Source organism: Streptomyces sp. A2-16 (assembly GCF_018128905.1).
Classification (GTDB): domain Bacteria; phylum Actinomycetota; class Actinomycetes; order Streptomycetales; family Streptomycetaceae; genus Streptomyces.
On sequence record NZ_CP063808.1, the window covers coordinates 81,333 to 107,569 of the forward strand.

The window sequence follows — 26,237 nt, forward strand, 5'->3', positions numbered from 1 at the left end:
AACGATGTTCACCAATGCGAGGGAAAGTCCCGGATTCCGCTGGCGTCCGCGGCACCCGGTACGACGAAGGGGCCTGCCACCGCAGAGTGGCAGGCCCCTTCGTGATGTTCCGGGGCGTCAGCTGATCTTGGCGTAGCCGTAGTTGATGAGCTTCTTCACGTCGGTGGTGCGGTTGGCCGCCGAGGAGGAGGTCATGACCGTGCCGATGACGGACTCGCCGTTCTTCGTCGCGGCGAAGACCAGGCAGTACTTGGAGTCGGTGCCCGAGCCGGTCTTGATGCCGAGCGTGCCGTTCCAGCCGAGCAGGGTGTTGGTGTTCGTCCAGGCGCCCATGGTGCGGGTGCTGCCGGTCTTCGTGATCGTCTTCGCCGTGTACGACTTGGTCTTCACGACCGACTTGAAGGTGGAGTTCTTCATCACGTTGCGGGCGAGCAGCGTGAGGTCCTTCGGCGTCGAGGCGTTCGCACCATTGCTTATTCCGTCGAACGAGTCGAACTTCGTGTTCGTCATGCCCAGGCTCCGGGCCGTGGTGTTCATCTTCGCGATGAACGACTTGGTGCGCGCGGAGACCGTCGAACCGGTGCCGAACTTGTCGGCGAGGGCCATCGCGGCGTCACAGCCGGACGGCAGCATCATCCCGTAGAGCAGCTGACGGACCGTGACCTTGTCGCCGACGATCAGGCGGGCGGACGAGGCGCCCTTGGAGACGATGTAGTCGCTGTACGCCTTCTTGATCGTGACCTTGGCGTCCAGGTTCAGGTTCGACTGCGACAGCACGACCTTCGCGGTCATGATCTTCGTGGTGGAAGCGGTGAGCCGCTTCGTGTTCGGCGCCTTGCTGTAGAGGGTGGAGCCGGTCGCGCTGTTCATCAGGAATCCGCCCTTGGCGGTGATGGTCGGCGTGGTGAGTGCCTGCGCGGGTGCCGCGGTGAGAGCTCCGGTGGCGAGCACTGCGCCGGTCGTGATCGCGACGGCTGCGGCTCTGCGGACACGGAGGCCCTTGGTGGCGGTAATCAACTGAAATACCCCGAATACGTCGAATGCCCCTGGGTGCGGCCGAGTTGGAAGGGGAAGAAAGTGGGGCCGCACGTGTGTGACACGTAACTAGCACACAAGGTTGTGCCCCGACTGAGGCGGGCGTGGTTCTCGTCGGCGTGAGTGCCTGTCGAGGTCCGAATACTGGACGGGACTTATCATGCGTACGTGTTGTATCTAAGCTGTGGGCATGAGCTTGGCCGTGAAACAGCCCCCCGCCGCCGATCGCGTCTACGCCCACGTCAAGCAGGGTGTACTGGACCGCCGTTACGAGGGCGGGAGCCTGCTCACCGAGGGTGAGCTCGCCGAGGCCGTCGGGGTTTCCCGCACACCTGTGCGAGAGGCGCTGCTGCGGCTGGAGGTCGAAGGGCTGATCAAGCTTTACCCGAAAAAGGGAGCACTGGTCCTGCCCGTCTCCGCCCAGGAGATCGCCGACGTGGTCGAGACCCGGCAGCTCGTCGAGGGGCACGCCGTCCGCAAGGCCGTACCGGCGTCACCGCAGCTCCTCGCCCGCCTCGAGGAACTGCTCGCCCAGCAGAAGGAGCAGGCCGCCACCGGGGATCTGGCCGGAGCCGCCGTCACCGACCGCTGCTTCCACGCCGAGATCGTCCGCAGCGGTGGCAACGAGATCCTCAGCCGGCTCTACGACCAGCTCCGCGACCGCCAGCTCAGGATGGGAGTCGCCGTGATGCACGCCCACCCGGACCGCATCACCAAGACCCTCGCCGAGCACGAGCAGATCCTCCGGGCCCTGCGCGCCGGCGACGCGGAGGCGGTCGTAGGCCTCATTCACGGGCATGTCGAGTGGTTCTCCCACCTCGCGCGGGGAGAGGTGCGATGAGCCGCGCCACGCTTCTTCCCGGAGACCCTCCGGGCGGCCGCCGCGCGATGGCCGTGTGGGGCATCGGCGTCTCCGTCTACTTCGTCGCGGTCATCTTCCGTACGTCCCTCGGGGTCGCGGGCCTCGATGCGGCCGACCGCTTCCATGTGAACGCCTCGGCCCTGTCGACCTTCTCGATCCTCCAGCTCCTCGTCTACGCCGGCATGCAGATACCCGTCGGCCTGCTCGTCGACCGGCTCGGCACCAAGAAGGTGCTGACGATCGGCGTGGTGCTCTTCACGGCCGGACAGCTCGGCTTCGCGTTCTCCCCCTCCTACGGAACGGCCCTCGCCTCGCGCGCCCTGCTCGGCTGCGGTGACGCGATGACCTTCATCAGCGTGCTGCGGCTCGGCACCCGCTGGTTCCCGGCCCGGCGCGGCCCCCTGGTCGCGCAGCTCGCCGGGCTCGCCGGCATGGCGGGCAACCTGGTCTCCACGCTGGTCCTGGCCCGGCTGCTGCACGGCATCGGCTGGACGCCCGCGTTCGCGGGCAGTTCGCTGGCCGGTGTGGTGGTGCTGGTCCTGCTGCTGCTCTTCCTCAAGGACCACCCCGAGGGGCACGAGCCGGAGCCGTTCCCGCACCGGGGGGCGGCCTACGTACGGCGGCAGATCGCCGCGTCCTGGCGGGAGCCCGGCACCCGGCTGGGCCTGTGGGTGCACTTCACGACGCAGTTCCCGGCGATGGTGTTCCTGCTGCTGTGGGGCCTGCCGTTCCTCGTCGAGGCACAGGGACTGTCCCGGGCGGTGGCGGGCGAACTGCTCACTCTCGTCGTGCTGTCCAACATGGTCGTCGGTCTGGTCTACGGCCAGATCGTGGCCCGGCACCACGAGGCGCGGCTGCCGCTCGCGCTCGGCACCGTGGGGGCGACGGCGCTGCTGTGGGCGGGCACGCTCGCCTACCCCGGCGAACGGGCCCCGATGTGGCTGCTGATCGTGCTGTGCGTGGTCCTCGGCTCGTGCGGTCCGGCGTCGATGCTCGGCTTCGACTTCGCGCGCCCGGCGAACCCGCCGGAGCGGCAGGGGACCGCGTCCGGCATCACCAACATGGGCGGGTTCGTCGCCTCGATGACCACCCTGTTCGCCGTCGGTGTCCTCCTGGACGCGACCGACGGCGACTACACCGTCGCCTTCTCCTCCGTCTTCGTGCTCCAGGCGCTCGGCGTCAGCCAGATCCTGCGGCTGCGCAGGCGCGCGGCGCGCAGGGAGCGGGAGCGGCTGGTGGCGAGCCGGGTGGAGACGGTGCACGTCCCCGCCTGAGCGCGTCAGCGCACGGGGACGAGCGTGAGATACGCCAGCCCCAGGACGCCCCGGTAGCTCAGCCATTGCGCGCGGTGCCGGTCGAGCCGCTCGCGGGTCGCTGCCGCCAGCGGATGGTCACTATGATCCGCCAGCCACACCTCGGCGTCCGCCTGGTAGCCGGACTCGAACTCCTCCCACTCGTCGAGGCTCGCGGTCTCCGTCCACTCGGGACGGAATCCGGCGGCCACGGCGAGGTCGACGAGGGACGCCAGGTCGACTTGGTCGCTCGCGGCGGCACCGGGCCACATGCCGGACAGTTCGGCCGGGGTCGGAGTGCGCTGCCAGAAGCCTTCCCCGAGCAGTACGCGCCCGCCGTCCCGGACGAGTCGGCGCAGTTCCCGGAGCGCGTCCGGAAGGTGGCCGGGCGGCTCGGTCGCGGTGAGGACGTGACTCGAACCGACGCACAGCACCAGATCGGCGGGGCCCCGCGAGGTGCCGACGGCGGACTCCTGCACGAACCTCGCCCGGTCCGCGAGGCCCAGCGCCTCGGCGTTGCGTCGGCCGCGGTCCAGATCCTCGGCGGCGAGATCGATCCCGGTGCCCGTCGCCGCGGGCACGGCCGCCAGGATCCGCAGCATCAACTCGCCCCAACCGCAGCCGAGATCGAGCACGCTCGCGGGCTCCGCGAGCGCGAGTCGCCGTACGAGGGCGTCCGCCCGGGCTTCGGACAGCGGGCCGTGGAAGGTCAGCCGGGTGAGCCGGGGCGGGCCGCCGTTCGTCGTGTCGTGCGCTGTGTCGCTCATGGCCGCACGCTAACCACCGCTGTCGCCCCACGACATCGAATATCGGGACGGCAGCGAGTGGATGCGAGCCCTGTCCGCTACCTCGTCACCGTGAAGTTCCGCAGGATCGCGGACGTCAGTTCCGGGTCGCCCTCCGCCTTCACGCGGTCCGCCACCGACTCCAGGGTCACCCGCCCGCAGGCGAGGCGGACGTAGGTCTCCCAGTCGAGGCTGAGGGTGGCCGCCGGGCCGAGGGCGGGGGCGGTCTCCAGGGTGCCGCGGCCCTGGATGTCGACGCGGATGGTGCGCAGGAACTCGACGGGGCCGTGCACGTCGAAGACGATCGCCGAACTGCGGGGCGCGTCGGCCTTGACGGCCACTATGTCGGGGAGCGCGGCGAGCAGCACGTCACGGGCGATGTGCGCGCCGGGGGAGTCGAGGTTGCCGGGCCGGCCGAGGGCGGTGCGCAGGTCCTGTTCGTGCACCCATACGTCGAAGGCGTGCTGGCGCATGGAATCCGCGAGCGTCAGTTCGGTTCCCAGCGGGCCGCGCACCTTCGTGCCGGGGTCGCGGGACTCGTTCCGCAGCTGGCGGTTGCGGCGGATGATGACGTACTCCAGCTCGGAGGTCATCTCCGGCGCCGTGTGGTGGCGGCGGACGTCGACCTGCATCTCCGTGTACCGCTGGTGGTCGTTGGTGACGTGGAAGAGGTCGCGGGGGAGGGTGTGGATGGGGCGCGGGTCGCCGAGCATCTCGCAGTCCAGGCCGATGACATGGGACACCACGTCCCGCACGGACCAGCCGGGGCACGGGGTGCGGCGATTCCACTCTCCCTCCACGAGGGGGGTCACCAGCTCGGATATCGCGTCGATGGAGTGGGTCCAGGCGTCGGCGTAGGGCTGGAGGGTGGGATGCAGACTCACGGAACGGGACCCCTCGGCGGTCGGAGCACGGGCTGGTGATGGCGGCGTTGCCAGTGGAGGTGGTGGCTGTCGGCGGGTGTCTTGGAACGCTAAGTTACGCTGCTGTGAGGCACCCCGGCAGTGCTTTCGTGTGACGATCGTAGGCCCGTAATGGACGGCTCGAATGCCAGGACGGTGGTAGTGTGCGCGCCTCTTTGATCCAGATCGCCGTGGAAGAGGGCGAATCGGTCGAATCGCGTCGGCTTCGCATGGCCTCACTGGTACGGGATCAGGCCGGATCCGATCTCGTCGTGCTGCCGGAGCTGTGGACCACCGGGGCGTTCGCCTTCGAGGAGTTCGGGAGCGCGGCCGAGCCGCTGCGAGGGCCGACTCACGAGGTCATGGCGAAGGCCGCGAGCGACGCGGGCGCGTGGCTGCACGCGGGCTCGATCCCCGAGCGGGCCCCCGACGGCACCCTGTACAACACCTCTCTCGTCTTCTCCCCCACGGGTGAGTCGGTCGCCACCTACCGCAAGATCCACCGCTTCGGCTTCGACAAGGGCGAGGCCGTGCTGATGGGCCGGGGCGAGGAGCTGGTGACGGTCCGTCTGCCCGACACGACGCTGGGCGTCGCCACCTGTTACGACCTCCGGTTCCCCGAACTCTTCCGCGGTCTCGTCGACGCGGGCGCCGAGACCCTGGTGATCCCGGCGGGCTGGCCGGAGCGCCGCCGGGCGCACTGGACGCTGCTGGCCCGGGCGCGGGCGGTCGAGAACCAGGCGTTCGTGCTCGCCTGCGGAACGGCCGGGACGCACGCGGGAGTTCCGCAGGCAGGTCACTCGATCGTGGTGGATCCGTGGGGCGAGGTCCTCGCGGAGGCGGGCGCCGGCGAGGAGGTCCTCACGGTGGAGTTCGACCCCGGGAAGGTGGCCGTGACGAGGGAGCAGTTCCCGGCCCTGAAGGACCGGGTGCTCTGACACCGGGCGCACCGCAGCACCCGCGTTGCTCCGCAGCCACCGGGTCGCACCGCAGCCCCGGGTCGCACCGCAACCCCGGGTCCCTCAGCCGCCCCGGGTCCAGCCGCCACGGGTCGCTCCGCAGCCCCTGGGCCACTCCGCAGCCCCGGATCACCCCGCCCCGGTTCCCGCCTCAGTCGTCCTCCCGTTCCTTCTCCGCGAGGTGGATCACGCACACCGCCACCGCGATGAGCAGCGCCGGATCCGCGTCGTCGCGGACGATGTCGACGCCGTAGGTCTCGCGGACGTGCAGCCACCGGCGCGAGACCACCGCGAGCAGTTCGCCGTCGTACTCGACGGCGAACTCCCGGTCGAGGATCTTGCCGCTGACGTCGAGTTCGGTGCTGCCGTCGGCGAGGGCCACCCGGTAGTGGTTGCGCAGCAGCGACAGGCGCTTGCGCCTGATCGTCGCCAGCGGCTCGCCGTCCCGCTCGATGACCATCGTGTCGCGCAGGGCGAACATCTTCTGGCGGATGTCGATCAGAACCCGCCCCTGGGTGTCCTTCAGCTCGAAGGTGTCCCGGATCCGCATGGCCTTGCCGTCGACGAGGAAGACCTTGTTGCCCCGGTCGTCCTCGATCCAGTAGTCGTCACCGATGCCGAGGAGCCGGTCGCGTACGAGGAATCTCATGCCGTTACCGCTTCCCCGGCGCCGGTCCCGAAACGCCGCCGGTAGGCCGACGGGCTGAGTCCCGTCTCGCGCCGCACGCGCGCGCGGAGGTTCGCGGCCGTCCCCAGACCGCTCCTGGCGGCCACCACGTCCAGCCGCTCCTCCCCGCGCTCGATGAGCCGGCACGCGAGGGCCACCCGCTCCCCCGTCAGCCAGGCCAGCGGAGTCGTCCCGAGCTGGGCCTGGAAGCGGCGGTGCAGGGTCGCGGGGGAGACGGCCGCACGGGCCGCCAGGTCGGCGACGGTCAGCGGCTCCCCCAGCCGTTCCTGTGCCCAGGCGAGCAGCGGGCCCAGCGACTCGTCCCGTACGTCGGGCACGGGCCGCTCAACGAACTGTCGCTGCCCGCCGTCGCGGTGCGCGGCGAAGACGAGCCGCCGGGAGACGTGGTTGGCGGTCTCGGCGCCGTGGTCCCGTCGTACCAGGTGCAGCCCCAGGTCGAGCGCCGAGGCGCTGCCGGACGCGGTGAGGATGTCGCCGTCGTCGACGAAGAGGACGTCGGGTTCCAGGCGGACGCGCGGGAAGCGGGCCCGGAAGGAGTCGGCCCACATCCAGTGGCAGGAGGCGCGCCGCCCGTCCAGCAGCCCGGCCTCCGCCAGGGTGAAGGCGCCCGAGCAGAAGCCGACGAGCCGGGCGCCACGCGCGTGTGCCCGTCGTACGGCGTCCAGCACGCGGGGCGAGCGCGGCGTGTCGGTGTCGGGCCGGTTCGGCACGATCAGGGTGTCCGCCTCGTCGGCCGCCTCCAGCCCCGCGACACCGGTGAGCGTGAAGAAGCCGTCCCGCATACGGGTGCTCGGCTCGGCGGCGCACAGGGTGAAGTCGTAGAGCTCCCGCCCCAGTTCCGGCCGTCGCAGTCCGAAGATCTCGATGGCGCAGCTCATCTCGAACGGATTCGAGTTCTCGTCCACCACCAGGACGACACGGTGAGAGGATTCTTGCGGCATGTGCGATTCCTAGCACTCGTACGCCACCGGGGCCACCCCGCACGATGACGTCATGACCGACGAACCCGTGTCCCTGCCCGCCGCCCTGGCCTCCTTCACCGAGCGGTGGAGCCCCCGTATCGTCACCGCCGTCAACGACTACGACGTCCGTGTCACCCACGTCGAGGGCGAGTATCTATGGCACGTCCATGACAAGACTGACGAGTTCTTCCTGGTCCTGGAGGGCGAACTGCACATCGCCCTGCGCGAGCCGGCCGGGGAGCGCACGGTCGTCCTGCCGAGGCTGTCGGTCTTCACGGTGCCGCGAGGCATCGAGCACAAGCCGTACGCCCCGGTCCCGACCGACATCCTGGTCCTCGACCCCACCGGCACCGCCACCGTCGGCGACCGGCACGACGAGATCCCGGCCCATGTGGAGGCGACGACGGGTCACGCGCTGCACCGGTGACCCGTCCGGCTGCCACTCGCGAACGAGCGGCGAGCCGTCACCGCCTGCGCGGAACCAGCTTGAACACCGCGACCCCGGCCGCCACCAGGGTCGTGGCGGCCACGACCATCGCCATGCTGTTCAGCCACAGCCCGGTCGCCGCCAGCGTGGCGCCTCCGGCACCGGTGGTGCCGGCCCCGATCACTCTTCCGTACATCGCGCTTCTCCTGTGTGGGTTCTCATGAGGGTTACGTGGCCACCCACTTCTCCTCGCTGCGGCGCAACAGCCCCCACAGCGAGGTGAAGTAGACGGCGTGCTGGAAAAGGTCGTAGAGCATCTCGGGGATCATCAGTGCCGCCACCAGCACGGCACGCGGCCCCGCCCGGCGTACGGAGACCGTCTTCTCGACCACGAAGACCAGCCCGATGGCGGTCCAGAAGGGCGAGAAGCCGGGCCAGCCGTACAGCGAGGTGTAGGTGACCATGTAGGTCAGGTAGACCAGGAAGGACAGCGCGCCGAACCCCATGAGCAGCTGCTGCATGAAGTAGCGGGCGGTGACACGTGTCCAGCCGTAGTCGCGCAGGTTCTCGAGGGCGCCGCGCTGCCAGCGCAGCCGCTGGTGCCACAGCTTGCCCAGGGTGGGCATGACCTCGGTGGTGACCGCGCAGCCGGCCGGGGACATGGCCCGGTAGCCGAGGGTCTTGACCGCCTTGGTCATCTCGTCGTCCTCGGTGAGCGAGGCGAGACTGTAGTAGGCGTGTCCGCCGCCGAGCAGTCCGTCGCGGCGGGCGGCGCGCACCTCGCGCAGGACGCGGGCGCGGAACATGGTGCCGGTGCCGGTGAGCACCTGGGCCTTGCCGCCGGTGCGCTCCAGTTCCCAGGCGTAGCGGTGGAACTCCATGCGCTGGAGCAGCCCGAGGAGTCCGCCGCCGTCCTCGCCGTAGAAGACCCCGCCGACGGCGCCGACCTTGCGGTTGAAGGTGCCGATGGCCGTCTCGCTGAACCAGGGGTTGAGCACAGTGTCGGCGTCCTGCACCAACAGCAGGTCGCGGTCCTCGAGATGGGGCAGCACCCAGGCGATGGCCTGGTTGAGCGCGCCCGCCTTCTTGTGCGAGTTGCCCTGGGTGGCGAAGACCTGGGCACCGTGCGCGGCGGCGATCTCGGCGGTGGCGTCGGTGCAGTTGTCGGTGACCACGACGATCAGGTCGGGGCGCCGGGTCTGCCGCCACAGGCCCTGGATCGCGTCGGCGATGCGGTCCTGCTCGTTGTGGGCCGGGATCAGTGCCACCAGGCGCGTGGGGCCGTCGAAGTCGTCGGGAGCGGCATGGGCGCGGCGAGCGGCGTGCCGGTGGGGGCGCGATGGTCCCGGAGCGGGCGCCGCGACCGTCGTCGTGGAGTGGAGCACGGGGAGCCCCCGGGTGTGCTGGTGGTTCACGCCCGGCACTGCTGACCCCCCGGGCTCTCAAGGATCCCGAGTCTTCATGATTTCCACACAACCAGACAAGTCAACCCGGATCACGGATTGCTCACGGTTGTCCATGAATCCGACTTACCTGCCTTAGGCGGCGTCTTGCGCGCCGTGCGTCCTACACGCCGTATCCGTCGGAGTATCCGTCCCGGCGCCGCTCCTCGACGACCGTCGACGTGGTGGGCGGTACCACCACGCGCCGCCGCCGGGCGATGCTGCTGAACGTTGTCACGCCGATCAGTCCCACGATCATCAGGATCACACCGACCAGGTCGAGGTTGACCCCCTGCATGTGCCAGTCGGTGGCGAACGTGAGGATTGCTCCTGCGGCGATGAGGATGATGCACCCGCCGAGGCCCATGAGTGTCGCCTCCCTGTCCGGTCCGGTCGTTCCGGTCCGGAATCCCGGGTACCCCCACTTCTCGCGAACTACCCCTCCAGGAACGCCACCAGAGCGTTCGCCAGCAGATGCGGGTCGTCGGCGCCGCACAACTCCCGCACGCTGTGCATCGACAGGATGGCCACGCCGATGTCGACGGTCTTGATGCCGTGCCGGGCCGCGGTGATCGGGCCGATCGTCGTGCCGCAGGGCATGGAGTTGTTGGACACGAAGGACTGGAAGGGCACCCCGGCCCTCTCGCAGGCGGCGGCCCACACGGCCCGCCCCGAACCGTCCGTGGCGTACCGGTTGTTGACGTTGACCTTGAGGATCGGGCCCCCGTTGACGCGCGGGTGGTGCGTCGGGTCGTGCCGCTCCGCGTAGTTGGGGTGCACGGCGTGCCCGGTGTCGGAGGACAGGCAGACCGTCCCCGCGAAGGCCCGCGCCCGGTCCTCGTACGACCCGCCGCGCGCGAACACCGAGCGCTCGAGGACCCCGCCGAGCAGCGGCCCGTCCGCTCCGGTGTCCGACTGAGAGCCGTTCTCCTCGTGGTCGAAGGCGGCGAGGACGGGGATGTACGGCAGTTCACCGGAGGACACCGCGGCCAGGGCGGCCACCCCGGCGTGCACGGACAGCAGATTGTCCATCCGGGGCCCGGCCAGCAGCTCCTTGTCCCGGCCCAGGTAGGCGGGCGCCTCCACGGAGTGCGTCATCAGGTCCCAGCCGGTCACCTCGCCCGCGCCGAGCCCCAGTTCCTCCTCCAGGAAGGCGATCAGGTCGCCGTCGCGCACGTCGTCACCGAGGCCCCAGATGGGCTGGAGGTGGCGCTGCTTGTCGAGCTTGAGACCCTCCGACGACACCGCCCGGTCCAGGTGGATGGCGAGCTGCGGCACTCTGAGCAGCGGCCGGTCCACGTTCACCAGCCGCGTCGATCCGTCCCGCAGGGACAACCGGCCGGCCAGCCCCAGATCGCGGTCCAGCCAGGAGTTCATCAGCGGACCGCCGTAGATCTCCACGGCGACCTGGCGCCACCCGTGCGCCCCGCTGTCCGGCAGCGGCTTGACCCTGAGGTTCGGGGAGTCGGTGTGGGCGCCGACGATGCGGTACGGCGTGTGGGGCGCCGCGCCCTCGGGGACGTACCAGGCGATGATCGCGCCGCCGCGCAGGACGTACTTGCCGCCGCTCGTCCCGTCCCAGGCGTCCGTCTCCGCGACCTGGCGGAAGCCTGCCTTCTCCAGCCGCTCGGCGGCGTTCGCCACCGCGTGGTACGGCGTGGGGCTCGCCGCCAGGAAGGTCATGAGGTCGTCGGTGTGGCCGCGGTCGAGGCGGTGGGGTGCGCTCATGGGGTTCACCTTAACGACGTACGAGAGCCCGCTCCCGGCGATGGGAGCGGGCTCTCGCGCGGACGGTGTGCAGCTGTACAGGTGTGTCCTAGAACGCGGCCTCGTCCAGCTCCATGAGGTCCAGCTCGACACCCTCGGCGACCTTGCGGGCCAGCGTCACGCCGGGCAGGACGTTGGCCGCGAAGAACTTCGCCGCCGCGATCTTGCCGGTGTAGAACGCCTTGTCCTTCGCGGAGGCCGTCTCCAGCTTCTCGGCGGCGATCGCGGCGCCCTTGAGGAGCAGGTAGCCGACGACGACGTCACCGGAGGCCATCAGCAGGCGGGTGGTGTTGAGGCCCACCTTGTAGATGTTCTTGACGTCCTGCTCGGTGGCCGCGAGGTCGGTCAGCATCAGACCGACGATGGCCTCCAGCTCGACGGCCGCCTTGGCCAGGTGCTCGCGGGCGCCGGCCAGCTCCTCGCCGCCGGTGCCGAGGGCGAGGAACTTCTTGATGTCCTCGGCGAGCGAGTTCAGCGCGGAGCCCTGGTTGCGGACGATCTTCCGGAAGAAGAAGTCCTGGCCCTGGATCGCGGTGGTGCCCTCGTACAGGGTGTCGATCTTGGCGTCGCGGATGTACTGCTCGATCGGGTACTCCTGCAGGAAGCCGGAGCCGCCGAAGGTCTGGAGCGACTGGGCGAGCTGCTCGTAGCCCTTCTCCGAGCCGTAGCCCTTCACGATCGGCAGGAGCAGGTCGTTCAGCGCCTCCAGCGCCTTGATGTCCTCGCCCGCCGCCTCCTTGACCTGGATCTCGTCCTGGATGGAGGCCGTGTACAGCACCAGGGCGCGCATGCCCTCCGCGTACGCCTTCTGCGTGATCAGCGAGCGGCGCACGTCGGGGTGGTGCGTGATGGTGACCTTGGGCGCGGTCTTGTCCATGAAGTTCGCGAGGTCGGGGCCCTGTACGCGCTCCTTGGCGTACTCCAGCGCGTTCAGGTAGCCCGTCGACAGTGTGGAGATCGCCTTCGTGCCGACCATCATGCGGGCGAACTCGATGATGCGGAACATCTGGCGGATGCCGTCGTGCTTGTCGCCGATCAGCCAGCCCTTGGCGGGGTGGCGGTCGCCGAAGGTCATCTCGCAGGTGTTGGAGGCCTTCAGGCCCATCTTGTGCTCGACGTTGGTGGCGTACACGCCGTTGCGCTCGCCCAGCTCGCCGGTCTCGAAGTCGAAGAGGTACTTGGGCACGAGGAAGAGGGACAGCCCCTTGGTGCCGGGACCGGCGCCTTCGGGACGCGCGAGCACGTAGTGGAGGATGTTCTCCTCCATGTCGTGCTCACCGGACGTGATGAAGCGCTTGACGCCCTCGATGTGCCAGGAGCCGTCCTCCTGCTGGACCGCCTTGGTCCGGCCGGCGCCGACGTCGGAGCCCGCGTCCGGCTCGGTGAGGACCATCGTGGAGCCCCACTGCTTCTCCACGGCGACCTTGGCGATGTGCTTCTGGACCTCGTTGCCCTCCTCGAAGAGGATGCCGGCGAACGCGGGGCCCGAGGAGTACATCCAGACGGCCGGGTTGGCGCCCAGGATCAGCTCGGCGAAGGCCCAGATCAGGGAGCGGGGCGAGGTGGTGCCGCCGATCTCCTCGGGCAGGCCCAGCCGCCAGTACTCGGAGTCCATGAAGGCCTTGTAGCTCTTCTTGAAGGACGCCGGGACCGGCGCGGTGTTCGTCTCGGGGTCGAAGACCGGCGGGTTGCGGTCGGCGTCCGCGAAGGACTCCGCCAGTTCGTTCTCCGAGAGGCGGGTCAGCTCCTCCAGGATGCTCTTCGCGGTGTCGACGTCCATCTCCGCGAAGGGCCCGGTGCCGTACAGCTTGTCGCGGCCGAGTACTTCGAAGAGGTTGAACTCGATGTCGCGCAGATTCGACTTGTAGTGCCCCATGGCGACGGCTCCGTTAAGAGTTCGGCGAGGCACTTGGTTCCTCGCGCTAGTTCACGTACCAACAAGTAGCTACGATGATGCTACCCGTCGGTAATAAGTCGCAACCCCGAACCGGCCATCTGTGACGGTTCACACCGCGACGGTCAGCGTGGCGGTGTACCCCTCCGTCACGCTTCCCCGAACCGTCGCGAGCTGCTGGTCGTGCCCGTCGCGAAAGACGCTGTCCGACTCCAGGGAGAGCCGGTCGAGGTTGTCCACGCTGCGCTCGTAGCCCTCGGTCGCGTACACCGCGTCGCAGACGTCCTTCGGAAGCGCGAGCTGCGAGGTGCTGGTGATCGCGGTGGCGTTCGTCGCGTCCCGGAGACTGCCGTAGACCTCGAAGTGGACGTGCGGCCAGCGGCCCGTGTAGCAGCCGGGAAAGACACTGGTGAAGGTGACGCGCCCCTGCTCGTCGGTCTCCTGGACCCCGCGCAGGTAGTTCTCGTCGGTGACGCCCTCGGTGTACAGGGAGTAGCCGCCCTCACGGTCGCAGTGCCAGACGTAGACGGCGGCGCCCTTCCTCGGGGTTCCGCAGCCGGAGGCCGCGTCCACCACCGTGAGCGTGAGGGTCAGCGGCACGCCCTCGGCGGTGCCGCCCGCGGAGTCGCCGAAGCTCCTGGTGATGTCACCGCGGACGACCCCGCTCTCCTTCAGCACGTTCACGCCGTTCGAGCCGTCGCCGGGGTAGGGGCCCGCGGTCTCCTCGGGAACGGTCGTGCAGGTGGCCGCGGAGGAGGAGGTGTCCTCTGCGGTGCAGCCCGTCAGGGCGAGCAGGCCCGCCCCCGCCCCCGCTCCCGCCAGCAGCCGGATCATCCGTCGGCGGGCGAGTACGGGGAGGTCGTGGGAGAGCCCTCGGTCGTGCTCGTGGACCTCGTCGTCGGCATGTCTGCGCATGCACCGACGCTACGAGCGGTGGTCGCCCGAAACCCAGGGCCGGCGGCTGTCGGGTCGCTGTCGGTTTCCAGGGCCGGTAGCCGCCCGCCGCCCCCGCCCCCTCGGTACGCTTACGCCCATGTACGGCTACGACCAGAACGCTGGTGCCCAGCAGCAGTACGGCGTCCCGCCGCAGCAGCCCATGGCCGGCGGTGTGGGCGGGTACGGCCAGCAGCCGCCGCTGTACCCCGAGCCGTCCCCGCCCTCCCTCGCGGACGCGGTGCGCGCCTTCACCACCGGGCAGCTGGCGGCGGAGGACTTCCAGCAGGTCTTCGCCACGTCCAAGGTCTACTGCCCGCGCGGTGACAACCCCGGTTTCCTCGCCCTGCACAACACCCAGCAGCCGGTGATCCCCATGTTCACCACCCTCAAGGAGCTGCGGCGGTACGCGGGCAAGGAGTCCAAGTACTTCGTCATCACCGGCGCCGAGGTCCTCGACCTGCTGCCGACGGGCTACGGCTTCGTCCTCGACATGGAGGGCGAGCACCGGATCGTCTTCGACGCGAAGGCCGTGGAGCAGATGGTCGAGTTCGCGATGCGCAGGATGTACGGGTAGGCGCGCCCCATCCGGAACCCCGGAGTTCCGAGCCGTGGTGACAGGCCGTCCTGGACGAGGTCCGGGGCGGCCTCGAACGTGCGCGTCGCCGAGGGCCGGTGGGTCCGTGGTGGCCGTCTTTCTCCGTTCCGACACGGTCAGCCCGGAGGGAATGCCCTCCGGGCTTTCGCCGTTAGAGGTGGCAGAAAGTTCAATGCTCAACTAAACTCGAAGCACAAGGAGGTACCGACATGCCTGCAGTGACTGTCGACAACCCGCTGACCCTGCCGCGCGTGGCCGCGACGGCGGACGCGGTGGCCCGTCCCGTCCTCGGCGTGACGACCGCGCCGAGTGGCTTCGAGGGGGAGGGCTTCCCGGTGCGCAGGGCGTTCGCCGGGATCCACTACCGACACCTGGATCCGTTCATCATGATGGACCAGATGGGTGAGGTCGAATACGCGCCCGGAGAGCCGAAGGGGACCCCGTGGCACCCCCACCGGGGCTTCGAGACCGTCACGTACATCATCGACGGGATCTTCGATCACCAGGACAGCCAGGGCGGTGGTGGCACCATCACCAATGGCGACACCCAGTGGATGACGGCCGGTTCGGGTCTTCTCCACATCGAGGCGCCGCCGGAGGCGCTCGTCATGTCCGGTGGTCTCTTCCACGGCCTCCAGCTGTGGGTGAACCTGCCGGCCAAGGACAAGATGATGGCACCGCGGTACCAGGACATCAGGGGCGGCAACGTGCAGTTGCTGACGACCCCCGACGGTGGCGCGCTGCTCCGTGTGATCGCCGGTGAGCTGGACGGTCACCAGGGTCCCGGTGTCACCCACACCCCGATCACGATGATCCACGCGACGCTGGCGCCGGGTGCCGAGCTCACGCTGCCCTGGCGTGAGGACTTCAACGGTCTGGCGTACGTACTGGCGGGGCGCGGTTCGGTGGGCGCGGAGCGCCGTCCGATCCACCTGGGCCAGACGGCCGTCTTCGGAGCCGGCGGCTCGCTGACCGTCCGCGCGGACGAGAAGCAGGACTCGAACACGCCGGACATGGAGGTCGTGCTGCTCGGCGGACAGCCGATCCGTGAACCGATGGCCCACTACGGCCCGTTCGTCATGAACACCCGTGAGGAACTGCAGCAGGCCTTCGACGACTTCCAGAAGGGACGGCTGGGGACGGTGCCGGCCGTGCACGGAATGACCGAGGGCGGGCTGTAGGTCCACCGGAAACGGAGAAGCCCGACGGAGAAGCCCGACGGAGAAGCCTGACGGAGAAGCCCTGTCCCCCTGGCGTCAGGCCGCGCCTTCGGGCTTCTCCCAGGTGGTGACGTCCATGGTGACGGACGACAGGCCGCCGGCGTAGTTCACGTCGTCCGCCTGCCAGCCGAGGACGGTGATGGCCGCGACCCGGTTCTCGTCGGTGAGCACGCACGCCGTGAGTCCCCGGCGGATGTTCTTCTGGTCGATGGCGAACCCGAACTCGGTGGCTGCGGCGCAGCTCTCGGCGGTCGCGGGGCCGTCGACGGTGGCGAGGTCGCCGTTCTCGCCCACGATGGCGTAGCCGTCGTGGGCGTTCGCCGGCAGGGAGAAGATGATGTCGGCCGAGCCGTTCACGAAGTCCAGGTCCACGTTGGATCCGGAGCGCAGGACGACCTTGCGGTGCTCCCGTACCGCCGCCGGCTCCGCGCCGGCCGCCTGAGTGACACCTGGCGTCGGGGACGTGGGCGGACCGGACTTCGCCGGCCCGGCGGCGCCGGCCCCGCCCGAGGTCGCGCTCGTGCTCGCGCTCGTGTTCGGTGTCGCGCTCGCACCGCTCGGGTTGCCCTGGCCCTGACCGGTCAGCGTCAGGTAGGCCGCGCCGCCGGCCACGGCCAGCGCAGCGAGGGCCATCAGGGCCTTGGTGGAGCCCTTGAACGAGAATCCGCCGGTCCCCAGCGTGATGTGGTTGGAGGGATCGCGTTGGGCGCCTTCGTACGACAGCGAGAACGAGGACCCCTTGCCGCGGTCCTTCGGGGATGCGGGCTTGCCCATGCGACTTCCTTGCGTGCGGTCGGATCACGGCCAGGGCACACATCGTGCAGGCGGTGCGGCAGCCGTCGCCGCCAGTCACCCAGTGCGCACTCGAAAGGGTGACGGCGTGGCGCTTGGTTGACGCCTGCTCCCTGTCCCGTCCTAGGCGGAGACCTCGCCGGAGGGCTCGTGGAGTTCGAACCAGGTGCTCTTGCCCTCGCCGCGAGGGTCCACGCCCCACGCGTCCGCCAGGAGTTCGATCAGCATCAGGCCGCGGCCCGAGGAGGCCAGTTCGCCGGGCCGGCGCTTGTGCGGGAGGTCGTCGCTGGTGTCGGTGACCTCGATCCGCATCCGGCGCCCGCCCGCCTCGCCCCGGATCTCCGCGAGGAGCAGCGCGTCCGCGTCGGTGTGGACCAGGACGTTGGTCAGCATCTCGGAGAGCAGCAGGACCGCCGAGTCGACCTGGTCGGCGGAGGGCCAGTCGTGCAGCAGCTCGCGCAGCTGCTGGCGGGCCACCCCGATGCGTTCCGGTTCCGCCTGGGCCACCGAGAGCATCGTGCGGCGGACGGCCGGCCTGTCGGCGGCGGGATCCGTGCCGGTCTCTCTCTGCCGGTGCAGCAGCAGGACCGCGATGTCGTCCTCGCGACGATCGGCGAACGGGCCGGTGGTGTGGTGGGAGGAGGGGCCGTGGACGGCCTGGACCAGGGCGTCGGCGAGTTCCTCCAGGCCGTCGTCGTGGGTCTCCAGGATCGTGCGGATGCGCTTCCAGCCGGTCTCGAAGTCATGGCCGCCGGTCTCGATCAGCCCGTCCGTGCACAGCATCAGTGTCTCGCCGGGCTGCAGGACTATTCGGGTCGTGGGGTAGTCCGCGTCCGGATCGATGCCCAGCGGGAGGCCGCCGTTGGTGCGTCGGGCCAGCACCGTGCCGTCGGTCAGGCGGATCGCCGGTTCGGGATGGCCGGCCCGGGCCACGTCCAGGACGCCGGTCGCCGGATCGACCTCGATGTACAGGCAGGTCGCGAAGCGGGTGTCGGTGGGGTCGCCGTCCTCGACGGAGCCGTACGTCATGCCGTTGAGGAAGCGTGAGGCGCGGGAGAGGACCGCGTCGGGGCGGTGGCCCTCGGCGGCGTAGGCGCGCAGGGCGATGCGGAGCTGGCCCATCAGGCCCGCCGCCCGCACGTCGTGGCCCTGGACGTCCCCGATGACCAGGGCGAAGCGGCCTGTCCCCGACTGCGTCCGGGAGCTGCCGCCGGGCAGCGGGATCATGTCGTACCAGTCGCCGCCGACCTGGAGGCCGCCGCCGGTGGGGACGTAGCGGGCGGCGACGGTCATGCCCGGTATCTCGGGGCCGAGGGTGGGCAGCATCGAGCGCTGGAGGCCGTCGGTGAGCTCGCGTTCCGATTCGGCGAGGCCCGCGCGGGACAGGGCCTGGGCCAGCATCCGGGCGACCGTGGTGAGGACGGAGCGCTCGTCCGGTGTGAAGGCGACCGGGTAGGCGAAGCCCGCCATCCACGCGCCCATGGTCCGGCCGGCCACGGTGAGCGGCAGGAACGCCCAGGACTGGCGCTCGAAGTGCTGGGCGAGCGGCCAGGTGGCCGGATAGCGGGAACGGTAGGCCTCGGGGCTGGAGAGATAGACGGCACGGCCGGTGCGCACCACCTCGGCGGCCGGATAGTCGGTCTCCAGGGACATGTGGGAGAAGGGACTCTCGTCACCGGGCTGCTGGCCGTGGTGGCCGATGATCGTCAGACGGTCGCCCTCGACACCGAAGACGGCCAGGCCGTCGGGGCTGAAGCCCGGCATCGACAGGCCCGCGGCGACCCGCAGGACCTCGGCGGTCGAGCGGGCCTCGGCCAGGGCGCGGCCCGCGTCCAGCAGGAAGGCCTCGCGGGAGCGCCGCCAGTCACCGGTGACCGCGGTGCGTCCGGCGGGGGTGCCGGGGGTCGGCTCGGTGACCTCCTGAAGGGTGCCGATCAGCCGGAACGACTTCTTCTGGGCGTCGTACGACGGCTTGGAGCGGCTGCGCACGGTACGGATCACCAGGCCCCGCTCGTCCATGACCCTGATCCGGACCTCGGCGAGCGTGTCCTCGGCGACCGCGAGCCCGACCACGCTGATGATCTCGTTCCAGTCGACCGGGTGCAGCCGGGCCCTGGCCTGGGCCTCCGTGAGGGTGGCCCCCCCGGCGGGCAGCCCGAGCAGCCGAGCGGCCTCCGCGTCGACCGTGACCAGCTCGGTGGCGGTGTCCCAGTGCCACAGGCCGGTCGCGAGGGCGGTGAGGACGTCCCCCACGGCGGGCAGGGGCTCACCAGTGCGCATTGCCCCACTTTAAGAACAGGAGATCCGAGAGTGCCACTGTTGGCCGAGTCGTAATGGTGGGGAGGCGATCTCGGGGGCCCCGGTAGGCTGGGGCTCAGTTTCACGTGAAACACACCCCGATCCGCGAAGGCTGGATGAACGACGATGCATCGGTACAGGTCCCACACCTGCGGCGAGCTCCGCTCCTCTGACGTCGGTACCGACGTCCGACTGAGTGGCTGGCTGCACAATCGGCGCGACCTGGGCGGCATCCTCTTCATCGATCTGCGCGACCACTACGGCATCACGCAGCTGGTCGCCCGTCCCGGCACGCCCTCCTACGAGGCCCTCGACAAGCTGACCAAGGAGTCCACGGTCCGCGTCGACGGCAAGGTCGTCTCCCGCGGCACCGAGAACGTCAACCCGGATCTGCCGACCGGTGAGGTCGAGGTCGAGGTCGGCGAGGTCGAGCTGCTCGGCGCGGCCGCCCCGCTGCCGTTCACGATCAACACCGAGGACGGGGTCAACGAGGAGCGGCGCCTGGAGTACCGCTTCCTCGACCTGCGCCGCGAGCGCATGCACAAGAACATCATGCTGCGGTCGTCGGTGATCGCCTCGATCCGCTCGAAGATGGTCGCCCTCGGCTTCAACGAGATGGCCACGCCGATCCTGTCGGCGACCTCCCCCGAGGGCGCCCGTGACTTCGTGGTCCCCTCGCGGCTGAACCCCGGCAAGTTCTACGCCCTCCCGCAGGCGCCGCAGCAGTTCAAGCAGCTGCTGATGATCTCCGGCTTCGACCGGTACTTCCAGATCGCGCCCTGCTTCCGTGACGAGGACGCGCGCGCGGACCGCTCGCCGGGCGAGTTCTACCAGCTCGACGTCGAGATGAGCTTCGTCGAGCAGGAGGACGTCTTCCAGCCGATCGAGCAGCTCATGACCGAGCTGTTCGAGGAGTTCGGCAACGGCCGTCACGTCACCTCGCCGTTCCCGCGGATCCCGTTCCGCGAGGCGATGCTGAAGTACGGCTCCGACAAGCCGGACCTGCGCGCTCAGCTGGAGCTCGTCGACATCACCGACGTCTTCGAGGGCTCGGAGTTCAAGGCCTTCGCCGGCAAGCACGTGCGGGCGCTCGCGGTCCCGGACGTCTCCGCACAGCCGCGTAAGTTCTTCGACCAGCTCGGCGACTTCGCCGTCTCCCAGGGCGCCAAGGGCCTGGCCTGGGTCCGCGTGGCCGAGGACGGTTCGCTGTCCGGCCCGATCGCGAAGTTCCTCACCGAGGAGAACGTCGCCGAGCTGACCAAGCGCCTGTCGCTGGCCGCCGGTCACGCCGTCTTCTTCGGCGCGGGCGAGTTCGACGAGGTCTCGAAGATCATGGGCGCGGTGCGAGTCGAGGCCGCGAAGCGTGCCGGGCACTTCGAGGAGGGCGTCTTCCGGTTCTGCTGGATCGTCGACTTCCCGATGTACGAGAAGGACGAGGAGACCGGCGCGATCGACTTCTCGCACAACCCGTTCTCCATGCCGCAGGGCGGCCTCGAGGCCCTTCAGACCCAGGACCCGCTGGACATCCTGGGCTGGCAGTACGACATCGTCTGCAACGGCGTCGAGCTGTCCTCCGGCGCGATCCGGAACCACGAGCCGGAGATCATGCTCAAGGCGTTCGAGATCGCGGGCTACGACCGCGAGACCGTCGAGGAGAAGTTCGCGGGCATGCTGCGCGCGTTCCGCTTCGGCGCCCCGCCGCACGGCGGCATCGCCCCCGGTGTCGACCGGATCGTCATGCTTCTCGCGGACGAGCCCAACATTCGCGAGACCATCTCCTTCCCGCTCAACGGCAACGCCCAGGACCTGATGATGGGCGCGCCGACCGAGCTGGAGGAGGCCCGGCTGAGGGAGCTGCACCTGTCGGTGCGCAAGCCGCAGCCGAAGTAGGGCTCTGCAGCAACAGGTGGCTCGGAACCGACGTCGGTTCCGAGCCACTTCGCTTTTCACAGCTCTTTCCGATGTTCCTGCCAGGAATGCGGGTCCTACGGTCCTTGGACATGACGGACACTCAAGAGACCGACAGCACAGGGAAGTTGACGCGCCGCAAGGTCGTCGCGGTGGGGGCCGGCACGGTCGCGGTGGTGGGCCTGGGCGCCGCCGGTGCGGTGAACGCCTCCGCGAAGGACAAGGGCACGCAGAGCGAGGCCGAGGCTTGCTACCGGCTCACCTCGGAGACCACCGAGGGGCCGTACTACATCGACGCCGACAAGATCCGCCGGGAAGTCACCGAGGACAGGGAAGGGATCCCGCTCCTCCTCGACATCAGGGTGATCGACTCCGAGACGTGCAGACCGATCCGGAACGCTGCCGTGGACATCTGGCACTGCGACGCCGTGGGCGTCTACTCCGGGTACGAGGACATGGGCAGCGGTGGCGGAGGTGGCGGAGGTGGCGGACCGGCGCCCACGGACGCACCCACGGGCACCCCCACCGCCGCACCGACCGACCTCCCCACCGGCCCTCCCCCGGGCGGCGGCCACCAGGAGCCCACCGACGACACCCGCTATCTGCGCGGCACCTGGCGCACCGACCGGCACGGCCGTGTCGGTTTCCGGACCGTCTTCCCGGGCTGGTACCGGGGCCGTACCGTCCACATCCACACGAAGGTGCATGTGGACGGTGAGTGGACGGACGCAGGCTACGAGGGCGGGCACACCTGCCACACCGGCCAGTTCTTCTTCGACGAGGAGTCCGTCCTGGCCTCGGCGGAGCTGGAGCCGTACGTGTCCAACACCGCCGAGCGCACCACGCTCGACGAGGACACGATCTACGACGGCAGCGGTGTCACGGGCGGTCTGCTCCAGCTGAGGTACCGCGACGACGACATCGGGAAGGGCGTCCACGCGTCGATCACGGTCGGTGTGGACCCGGAGGCCACGAACGACGGTTCGTAGGGATTCCCTGTCCGAAGGCGACCACAGCAAGCCACAGTCCTCTCCCACGCTGAGGACAGGCTTCTTACCTACCTTCGCTGTCCATGACGGGAAACCAGCCGGAACAGCAGCAGACGGACAACGGGCCGAAACACAAGAAGGACCTGACGCGGCGCAAGGTCGTCGTGGCCGGAGCAGGTGCGGCCGTGGCGGTGGGGGCGGCGGGCACCCTCGCCGCGTCGGGTGCCTTCGCCGGCGAGAAGAGCACGGCCGCCTCGGCGAGCAGCACCTCCACCGCCGGCGAGGCCTGCTACAAGCTCACCTCGGAGACCACCGAGGGGCCGTACTACATCGACGCCGACAAGATCCGCCGGGACATCACCGAGGACAAGGAGGGCATCCCGCTCACCCTCAGCCTCAAGGTGATCGACTCCGAGACCTGCAAGCCGATCGCCAACGCCGCCGTCGACATCTGGCACTGCGACGCGCTCGGGATCTACTCGGGCTACGAGAGCCTGTCGACGGGAGGTGGCGGCGCCCCGACCGACGCGCCGACCGACGCCCCCTCGGGCACCCCGAGCGGCACGCCCACCGGAGAGCCGCCGTCCGGGGCACCCTCCGGAGGCACCGGTGGCGGCGTCCACCAGGACCCCACCGACGACGAGCGCTATCTGCGCGGCACCTGGAGGACCGACAAGCACGGCCAGGTCACCTTCAGGACGATCTTCCCGGGCTGGTACCGGGGCCGCACCGTCCACATCCACACCAAGGTGCACGTGGACGGTGAGTGGACCGACGCCGGCTACGAGGGCGGGCACACCTGCCACACCGGCCAGTTCTTCTTCGACGAGGAGTCCGTCCTGGCCTCCGCCGAGGTCGAGCCGTACTCCACCAGCACCACCGAGCGCACCACGCTCACCGAGGACACGATCTACGACCAGAGCGGCACCACCGGCGGCCTGCTCAAGCTGAAGTACAACAAGAAGAACATCGCCAAGGGCGTCATCGGCTCGATCACGATGGGCGTGGCCCCGGACGCGACGAACGACGGTACGTCGATCTAGATCCAGCGCGGACGACACGGAGGCCCGGGACCGCAACGGTCCCGGGCCTCCGTGTCGTCCGTCCCCTGTCGAGGACAGGGATGGCTAGGAAAGGAACTTGTAACCCTGCCACCCGGTCGAGATCTTCGCCCGGCCCCCGAACGACCCCTTGCCGTCACCGTTGTTGCGCCACAGGGTGCCGCCGGTGTCGCGGGAGATCAGGTCCGTCCTGCCGTCGTCGGTGATGTCGCCGACGCCTACGACGGCGTTGTAGGAGCCGCCCCAGTTGGTGAAGAGCTTCACGCGGGCCTTGAAGGCGCCGGTGCCGGTGCCGTCGTAGCGGTAGAGGGTGTTGGACGTGTCCTGGGCGAGCAGGTCGCCGTGGCCGTCGCCGTTGAGGTCGCCGGCGCCGACGATCTTCTTGTAGCCCTTCCAGTTGTCGTAGAGCTTCACGCGCGCGGAGAGCTTGCCGGTGCTGGTGCCCTTGTACAGGTAGACCGTGCCGGTGGACGCCGCTCGCGCGATCAGGTCCGGTCGGCCGTCGCCGCTGATGTCGCCCGGCGAGGTCAGGACGTCGTACTGGTTCCAGCCGCTGGTGCCGAGAGAGGTGTACGACGTCGACGGCTTGACCGCCGACCCGCAGCCCGGCTTGTACAGGCGCAGGGCGCCGCTGCTGAGGCGGACCAGGACGTCGTTGCAGCGGTCGCCGCTCAGGTCGCCGAAGGGGATCGCCCTGATGGTGGTGGGCCAGCCGCCGGCGCTGACCTTCTCGCTGAATCTGCCCGTGCCGGTGCCGCCCTGGAAGGTCAGGCCGCCGGAGGAGTTGAGGGTGAGCAGGTCGCCGCGGCCGTCCGGGCCGTCGGGGCTGACGAAGTCGTGGCGGACCGCCGAGCCGTGCAGCAGGTAGCCCGAGCCGCCCGTCACCGTGACCGGGGCGGTCGTGCCCAGGCCGGTCGCCTTCAGCGTCCAGGTGAACTCGCCGTTGGGGAAGGGGATCCCGCTCGACGTCTTGCCGTTCCAGGTGGCCGTCACCTCGGCGGACGCGGCGCCGCCGGTGAGCGTGCGGGTGGCCCTTCCGGTCGCGCCGCTCTGCTCCGAGGTGAAGGTCAGGGACCAGGAGGTGACCGGACGGGACAGCTCCCACCGGCCGGTCCACGCCGACGCGGAGCCGGGCTCCACATAGCCCTCGGTCTCCGTGCGGAACGCCGTCACCGCGGACGGAGCGACACCGGTGGTCGCCACATGCGTCTGCTCGAACGTGTCGAACCAGGCGACCAGGCCCGTGTACTCGTCGACCGTCCACCGGAAACGGCGGTCCACGGCGAGCCCCGAGTCGGGCAGCCCGGAGGCGACCACGCGGCCGGCACCGGTCGTCGTGTCCGTCAGGACCAGCCGGTCGGCCTCGTGGTCGTGGCGGACGGTGAAGCCGTCACCGAGCAGGACGTCACCGGGGGTGACCGCGACCGACGTGGCGGCCTTGCTGTCGTAGACGCCCGCCGAGGCGTCGGCGCAGGACCAGTACACCCAGCGGCCGGCCGCCTGGAGCTCGCTCGGCACACAGCCGAGGCCCGGGACGTCGACCGTCGAGAGGGTCTTCCTCGTGGTCAGGCTGTACGAGGTGAGCCTGCCCGCGGTGGTCGTCGCGCTCCACAGGACGGACCCGTTCAGCGCGGCGGCGCGGACCGAGCGCTTGAGCGGATCGCCGTAGCCGAACTCGCCGATGTACTGCGTCGGCGTCGTGCCGCCCGAGTTGTAGACGGCGTAGTTGTCGGAGACGTCGACGATCGCGCCGCCCTGGGTGCCGTACGTCAGCGTGTAGTTGGACCAGCCGTCGTGGACGGCGACCAGCTGGTCGGCGTTCTCCAGGCCGCTGCCGCCCTCGTTGACGTCGGCGAACGTGTTGAGGAAGACGTCCTCGGGGTCCGTGACGCTGTTGCCCCACAGGGCGGAGCAGGTGGTGCCCGGGTAGGGGCACTTCGCGGAGATCGAGTCGCCGTCCGTGGCCGCGGAGGCGGTCAGCGTGGTGCTGCCGTCGGTGGTGAGGGTGCGCACCGAGGTGGTGTCCATGGAGCTCGTGGAGCTGTCCTCCGCCACCCGCAGACTGCCCCGGCTCAGGGCGACGCCCGTCTTGGCGTTCTCCAGCGGGGGAACCTTGGTGACCTTCTCCAGCCGCGGGGTGCCGTCCGCACCCGCGACGACCCGCTGGACCCACCAGTCGGCGGCGCCGGTGCCACCGGTGACGAGCGCGGTGTCGTCGGGTGCGGCCAGGGGAGTGCCGTAGGACCGGCTCAGCAGGGTCTTCGAGGTGCCGTCGGTCAGGGAGAGGGCGCGGACCGAGCCGCCGTTCGTGGCGAGGACCAGCCAGTCGCCGGCCAGGACGGGCACCGGGGTGCCGGGCAGGTCCTCGCCGGTCACCGGGGTCGTCTCCGCGGCGCCGAGATCGGCGCGGGGCTTGAGGTGCAGGCCGGAGGCCTCGGTGTACCAGCCGACGCGGTCCTCGTCGAGCACGACCTCCGGCACCGTCTCCCGGGACAGACCGGTGAAGGCGGGGGTCAGCTCGGCGGTGGCGAAGTCGAGGTAGCCGACGGTGTACGACGTGAAGTCGCCGTTCTCGTCGCGGACCGGGTAGGTCAGCAGGGCGCCCTTCGCGTCGCCGGTGCGCCCCTGGTTCCCCTCCCAGGTGCCGTCGGCGGGCAGCCCGGAGACCACGCGGTCGCGCTGCCGGCCGTCGACGAGGTCGACGAGGTGCAGCACATAGCCGTCCAGCTCCTGGCCGTCGACGACGCCGTTCCACTCGATGGTGACGGTCGTCTCGCCGTACGTGCCCACGCGGGTGGCGGACTGGCTGAGGTCCACGGTCCTGAGGGCGCCGCCGCCCGGGCGCCACAGCGACACCGGGTCGCCGTAGGTGCGGTGGGGCAGCGCCACGGTGTCGGCGGCCTGCCCGAACACGCCCGAGGCGCAGCGCGTGTTGATGTCGTAGCAGCTGGTGGTGGTCGGCTGGTAGACCCCGGTCGGGCCCTCGACGGGGAGGGTGACGCCGTCCTCGTAGCCGGTCCACAGGAGGCCGGCGACCCCCGACCGGCGGTGCAGAAAGCCGGTCGCGCCCGCGGCGAGCAGGCGGTCGGTGCGGGGGGTGTCGCTGCGGGGATCGTCCAGGACGATCTCGGTGGTGCCGGCCGCGGCGGTGGTCGCCGCCTGCGCGCCGGTGTCCTCGGTGCTGGAGAACAGGGTGATCGAGCCTGCCGCCACCGCTACGGCCAGGGCGGAGACGAGCGTGGCACGGCCCGCTCGTCTCGGGGCGTGTCTGCCCAACTGAGGGTCCTTCCCTAATGAGTCAGCAAACCTTATATGCAGGTAAGAGACGAGTGAAGGGCGGGTAAGGAGAGGCGGAAGGGGTGATGGAGGGGCTCCGGGAATTTTCTTCCCCGCTGCGGCAACCCCCTTGATCCGGGCGGCCAC

Annotated in this window: 23 protein-coding genes; 9 read left to right on the forward strand and 14 right to left on the reverse strand. The window is 70.0% G+C overall.

Features of this window, described 5'->3' with window-relative positions; translation table 11 throughout:
* Positions 1-117: 117 nt before the first annotated feature.
* Positions 118-1,017: a serine hydrolase gene (locus IOD14_RS00380; protein WP_249125786.1), complete on the reverse strand. Its 900-nt coding sequence runs from the start codon at positions 1,015-1,017 to the stop codon at positions 118-120.
* A gap of 208 nt (positions 1,018-1,225) precedes the next feature.
* Here IOD14_RS00380 and IOD14_RS00385 point away from each other — a divergent pair, with 208 nt between their 5' ends.
* Positions 1,226-1,876: a GntR family transcriptional regulator gene (locus tag IOD14_RS00385; RefSeq protein ID WP_123990443.1), complete on the forward strand. Its 651-nt coding sequence runs from the start codon at positions 1,226-1,228 to the stop codon at positions 1,874-1,876.
* Positions 1,873-3,171, forward strand: a complete 1,299-nt coding sequence (locus IOD14_RS00390; RefSeq protein ID WP_123990444.1) for an MFS transporter — start codon at positions 1,873-1,875, stop codon at positions 3,169-3,171. The genes IOD14_RS00385 and IOD14_RS00390 overlap by 4 nt, the downstream gene beginning before the upstream one ends.
* A gap of 5 nt (positions 3,172-3,176) precedes the next feature.
* Here IOD14_RS00390 and IOD14_RS00395 read toward each other — a convergent pair whose 3' ends face one another.
* Together IOD14_RS00395 and IOD14_RS00400 are read right to left on the reverse strand one after the other, a co-directional pair.
* The gene (locus tag IOD14_RS00395; protein WP_212669367.1) at positions 3,177-3,956 is read right to left on the reverse strand and encodes a class I SAM-dependent methyltransferase; all 780 of its coding nucleotides are present in this window, start codon (positions 3,954-3,956) and stop codon (positions 3,177-3,179) included.
* 77 nt (positions 3,957-4,033) lie between these two features.
* Positions 4,034-4,858 carry a maleylpyruvate isomerase family mycothiol-dependent enzyme gene (locus tag IOD14_RS00400; protein WP_123990446.1) on the reverse strand — a complete coding sequence of 275 codons (825 nt, stop codon included), beginning with the start codon at positions 4,856-4,858 and terminating at the stop codon, positions 4,034-4,036.
* Positions 4,859-5,040: 182 nt separating this feature from the next.
* Here IOD14_RS00400 and IOD14_RS00405 point away from each other — a divergent pair, with 182 nt between their 5' ends.
* Positions 5,041-5,814: a carbon-nitrogen family hydrolase gene (locus IOD14_RS00405; RefSeq protein ID WP_212669369.1), complete on the forward strand. Its 774-nt coding sequence runs from the start codon at positions 5,041-5,043 to the stop codon at positions 5,812-5,814.
* Positions 5,815-5,986: 172 nt separating this feature from the next.
* On the opposite strand, the gene IOD14_RS00410 is transcribed toward IOD14_RS00405, so the two are convergent.
* Together IOD14_RS00410 and IOD14_RS00415 are read right to left on the reverse strand one after the other, a co-directional pair.
* Positions 5,987-6,484, reverse strand: coding sequence for an LURP-one-related family protein (locus IOD14_RS00410; protein ID WP_123990448.1), 498 nt, complete (start codon positions 6,482-6,484; stop codon positions 5,987-5,989).
* The gene (locus IOD14_RS00415) at positions 6,481-7,464 is read right to left on the reverse strand and encodes a helix-turn-helix domain-containing protein (protein WP_123990449.1); all 984 of its coding nucleotides are present in this window, start codon (positions 7,462-7,464) and stop codon (positions 6,481-6,483) included. The genes IOD14_RS00410 and IOD14_RS00415 overlap by 4 nt, the downstream gene beginning before the upstream one ends.
* Before the next feature lie 52 nt (positions 7,465-7,516).
* Here IOD14_RS00415 and IOD14_RS00420 point away from each other — a divergent pair, with 52 nt between their 5' ends.
* Complete coding sequence (locus IOD14_RS00420) at positions 7,517-7,912, forward strand: cupin domain-containing protein (RefSeq protein WP_212669371.1); 396 nt, start codon at positions 7,517-7,519, stop codon at positions 7,910-7,912.
* A 37-nt stretch (positions 7,913-7,949) separates the two neighbouring features.
* Here the strand turns inward: IOD14_RS00420 and IOD14_RS00425 are convergent, their stop codons facing one another.
* From IOD14_RS00425 to IOD14_RS00450, 6 genes are all read right to left on the reverse strand, one after another.
* Positions 7,950-8,108, reverse strand: coding sequence for a hypothetical protein (locus IOD14_RS00425; RefSeq protein WP_174269180.1), 159 nt, complete (start codon positions 8,106-8,108; stop codon positions 7,950-7,952).
* 31 nt (positions 8,109-8,139) lie between these two features.
* Entirely contained in the window at positions 8,140-9,336 is a 1,197-nt protein-coding gene (locus IOD14_RS00430) for a glycosyltransferase family 2 protein (RefSeq protein ID WP_249125787.1), read from the reverse strand.
* Between the two features lie 142 nt (positions 9,337-9,478).
* Complete coding sequence (locus IOD14_RS00435) at positions 9,479-9,721, reverse strand: DUF6458 family protein (protein ID WP_123990451.1); 243 nt, start codon at positions 9,719-9,721, stop codon at positions 9,479-9,481.
* Positions 9,722-9,789: 68 nt separating this feature from the next.
* On the reverse strand, positions 9,790-11,082 hold the full coding sequence (locus IOD14_RS00440; RefSeq protein ID WP_123990452.1) for a M18 family aminopeptidase: 1,293 nt from the start codon (positions 11,080-11,082) through the stop codon (positions 9,790-9,792).
* An 88-nt stretch (positions 11,083-11,170) separates the two neighbouring features.
* Positions 11,171-12,997: an acyl-CoA dehydrogenase gene (locus tag IOD14_RS00445; RefSeq protein ID WP_123990453.1), complete on the reverse strand. Its 1,827-nt coding sequence runs from the start codon at positions 12,995-12,997 to the stop codon at positions 11,171-11,173.
* Between the two features lie 129 nt (positions 12,998-13,126).
* Entirely contained in the window at positions 13,127-13,930 is an 804-nt protein-coding gene (locus IOD14_RS00450; RefSeq protein WP_123990454.1) for an intradiol ring-cleavage dioxygenase, read from the reverse strand.
* A 118-nt stretch (positions 13,931-14,048) separates the two neighbouring features.
* Between IOD14_RS00450 and IOD14_RS00455 the strand changes: the two genes are divergently transcribed.
* Together IOD14_RS00455 and IOD14_RS00460 are read left to right on the forward strand one after the other, a co-directional pair.
* Positions 14,049-14,525, forward strand: a complete 477-nt coding sequence (locus IOD14_RS00455; RefSeq protein ID WP_123990455.1) for an SseB family protein — start codon at positions 14,049-14,051, stop codon at positions 14,523-14,525.
* A gap of 230 nt (positions 14,526-14,755) precedes the next feature.
* Entirely contained in the window at positions 14,756-15,727 is a 972-nt protein-coding gene (locus IOD14_RS00460; protein ID WP_123990456.1) for a pirin family protein, read from the forward strand.
* Between the two features lie 75 nt (positions 15,728-15,802).
* Here the strand turns inward: IOD14_RS00460 and IOD14_RS00465 are convergent, their stop codons facing one another.
* A complete protein-coding gene (locus IOD14_RS00465) occupies positions 15,803-16,540 on the reverse strand; it encodes a hypothetical protein (RefSeq protein WP_123990457.1) in 738 nt (245 codons plus the stop codon).
* A gap of 141 nt (positions 16,541-16,681) precedes the next feature.
* Positions 16,682-18,838 carry a SpoIIE family protein phosphatase gene (locus tag IOD14_RS00470; protein WP_212669373.1) on the reverse strand — a complete coding sequence of 719 codons (2,157 nt, stop codon included), beginning with the start codon at positions 18,836-18,838 and terminating at the stop codon, positions 16,682-16,684.
* A gap of 144 nt (positions 18,839-18,982) precedes the next feature.
* Here IOD14_RS00470 and aspS point away from each other — a divergent pair, with 144 nt between their 5' ends.
* The 3 genes from aspS to IOD14_RS00485 all read left to right on the forward strand — a co-directional run bounded on the left by aspS (position 18,983) and on the right by IOD14_RS00485 (position 22,796).
* Positions 18,983-20,746, forward strand: a complete 1,764-nt coding sequence (gene aspS / locus IOD14_RS00475) for an aspartate--tRNA ligase (RefSeq protein WP_123990459.1) — start codon at positions 18,983-18,985, stop codon at positions 20,744-20,746.
* Positions 20,747-20,856: 110 nt separating this feature from the next.
* Positions 20,857-21,753, forward strand: coding sequence for an intradiol ring-cleavage dioxygenase (locus tag IOD14_RS00480; RefSeq protein ID WP_212669374.1), 897 nt, complete (start codon positions 20,857-20,859; stop codon positions 21,751-21,753).
* Between the two features lie 83 nt (positions 21,754-21,836).
* Positions 21,837-22,796, forward strand: coding sequence for a dioxygenase (locus IOD14_RS00485; protein ID WP_123990461.1), 960 nt, complete (start codon positions 21,837-21,839; stop codon positions 22,794-22,796).
* An 84-nt stretch (positions 22,797-22,880) separates the two neighbouring features.
* Here the strand turns inward: IOD14_RS00485 and IOD14_RS00490 are convergent, their stop codons facing one another.
* Positions 22,881-26,090 carry a VCBS repeat-containing protein gene (locus IOD14_RS00490; RefSeq protein ID WP_212669375.1) on the reverse strand — a complete coding sequence of 1,070 codons (3,210 nt, stop codon included), beginning with the start codon at positions 26,088-26,090 and terminating at the stop codon, positions 22,881-22,883.
* Positions 26,091-26,237 lie beyond the last annotated feature (147 nt).

Coding starts and splice junctions, on each gene's coding strand:
- IOD14_RS00435 (WP_123990451.1), bottom strand. CDS start 9,721: ATGGGCCTCGGCGGGTGCATCATCCTCATCGCCGCAGGAGCAATCCTC.
- IOD14_RS00385 (WP_123990443.1), top strand. CDS start 1,226: ATGAGCTTGGCCGTGAAACAGCCCCCCGCCGCCGATCGCGTCTACGCC.
- IOD14_RS00415 (WP_123990449.1), bottom strand. CDS start 7,464: ATGCCGCAAGAATCCTCTCACCGTGTCGTCCTGGTGGTGGACGAGAAC.
- IOD14_RS00450 (WP_123990454.1), bottom strand. CDS start 13,930: ATGCGCAGACATGCCGACGACGAGGTCCACGAGCACGACCGAGGGCTC.
- IOD14_RS00445 (WP_123990453.1), bottom strand. CDS start 12,997: ATGGGGCACTACAAGTCGAATCTGCGCGACATCGAGTTCAACCTCTTC.
- IOD14_RS00465 (WP_123990457.1), bottom strand. CDS start 16,540: ATGGGCAAGCCCGCATCCCCGAAGGACCGCGGCAAGGGGTCCTCGTTC.
- IOD14_RS00455 (WP_123990455.1), top strand. CDS start 14,049: ATGTACGGCTACGACCAGAACGCTGGTGCCCAGCAGCAGTACGGCGTC.
- IOD14_RS00425 (WP_174269180.1), bottom strand. CDS start 8,108: ATGTACGGAAGAGTGATCGGGGCCGGCACCACCGGTGCCGGAGGCGCC.
- IOD14_RS00420 (WP_212669371.1), top strand. CDS start 7,517: ATGACCGACGAACCCGTGTCCCTGCCCGCCGCCCTGGCCTCCTTCACC.
- IOD14_RS00485 (WP_123990461.1), top strand. CDS start 21,837: ATGACGGGAAACCAGCCGGAACAGCAGCAGACGGACAACGGGCCGAAA.
- IOD14_RS00480 (WP_212669374.1), top strand. CDS start 20,857: ATGACGGACACTCAAGAGACCGACAGCACAGGGAAGTTGACGCGCCGC.
- IOD14_RS00395 (WP_212669367.1), bottom strand. CDS start 3,956: ATGAGCGACACAGCGCACGACACGACGAACGGCGGCCCGCCCCGGCTC.
- IOD14_RS00440 (WP_123990452.1), bottom strand. CDS start 11,082: ATGAGCGCACCCCACCGCCTCGACCGCGGCCACACCGACGACCTCATG.
- IOD14_RS00470 (WP_212669373.1), bottom strand. CDS start 18,838: ATGCGCACTGGTGAGCCCCTGCCCGCCGTGGGGGACGTCCTCACCGCC.
- aspS (WP_123990459.1), top strand. CDS start 18,983: ATGCATCGGTACAGGTCCCACACCTGCGGCGAGCTCCGCTCCTCTGAC.
- IOD14_RS00460 (WP_123990456.1), top strand. CDS start 14,756: ATGCCTGCAGTGACTGTCGACAACCCGCTGACCCTGCCGCGCGTGGCC.
- IOD14_RS00390 (WP_123990444.1), top strand. CDS start 1,873: ATGAGCCGCGCCACGCTTCTTCCCGGAGACCCTCCGGGCGGCCGCCGC.
- IOD14_RS00410 (WP_123990448.1), bottom strand. CDS start 6,484: ATGAGATTCCTCGTACGCGACCGGCTCCTCGGCATCGGTGACGACTAC.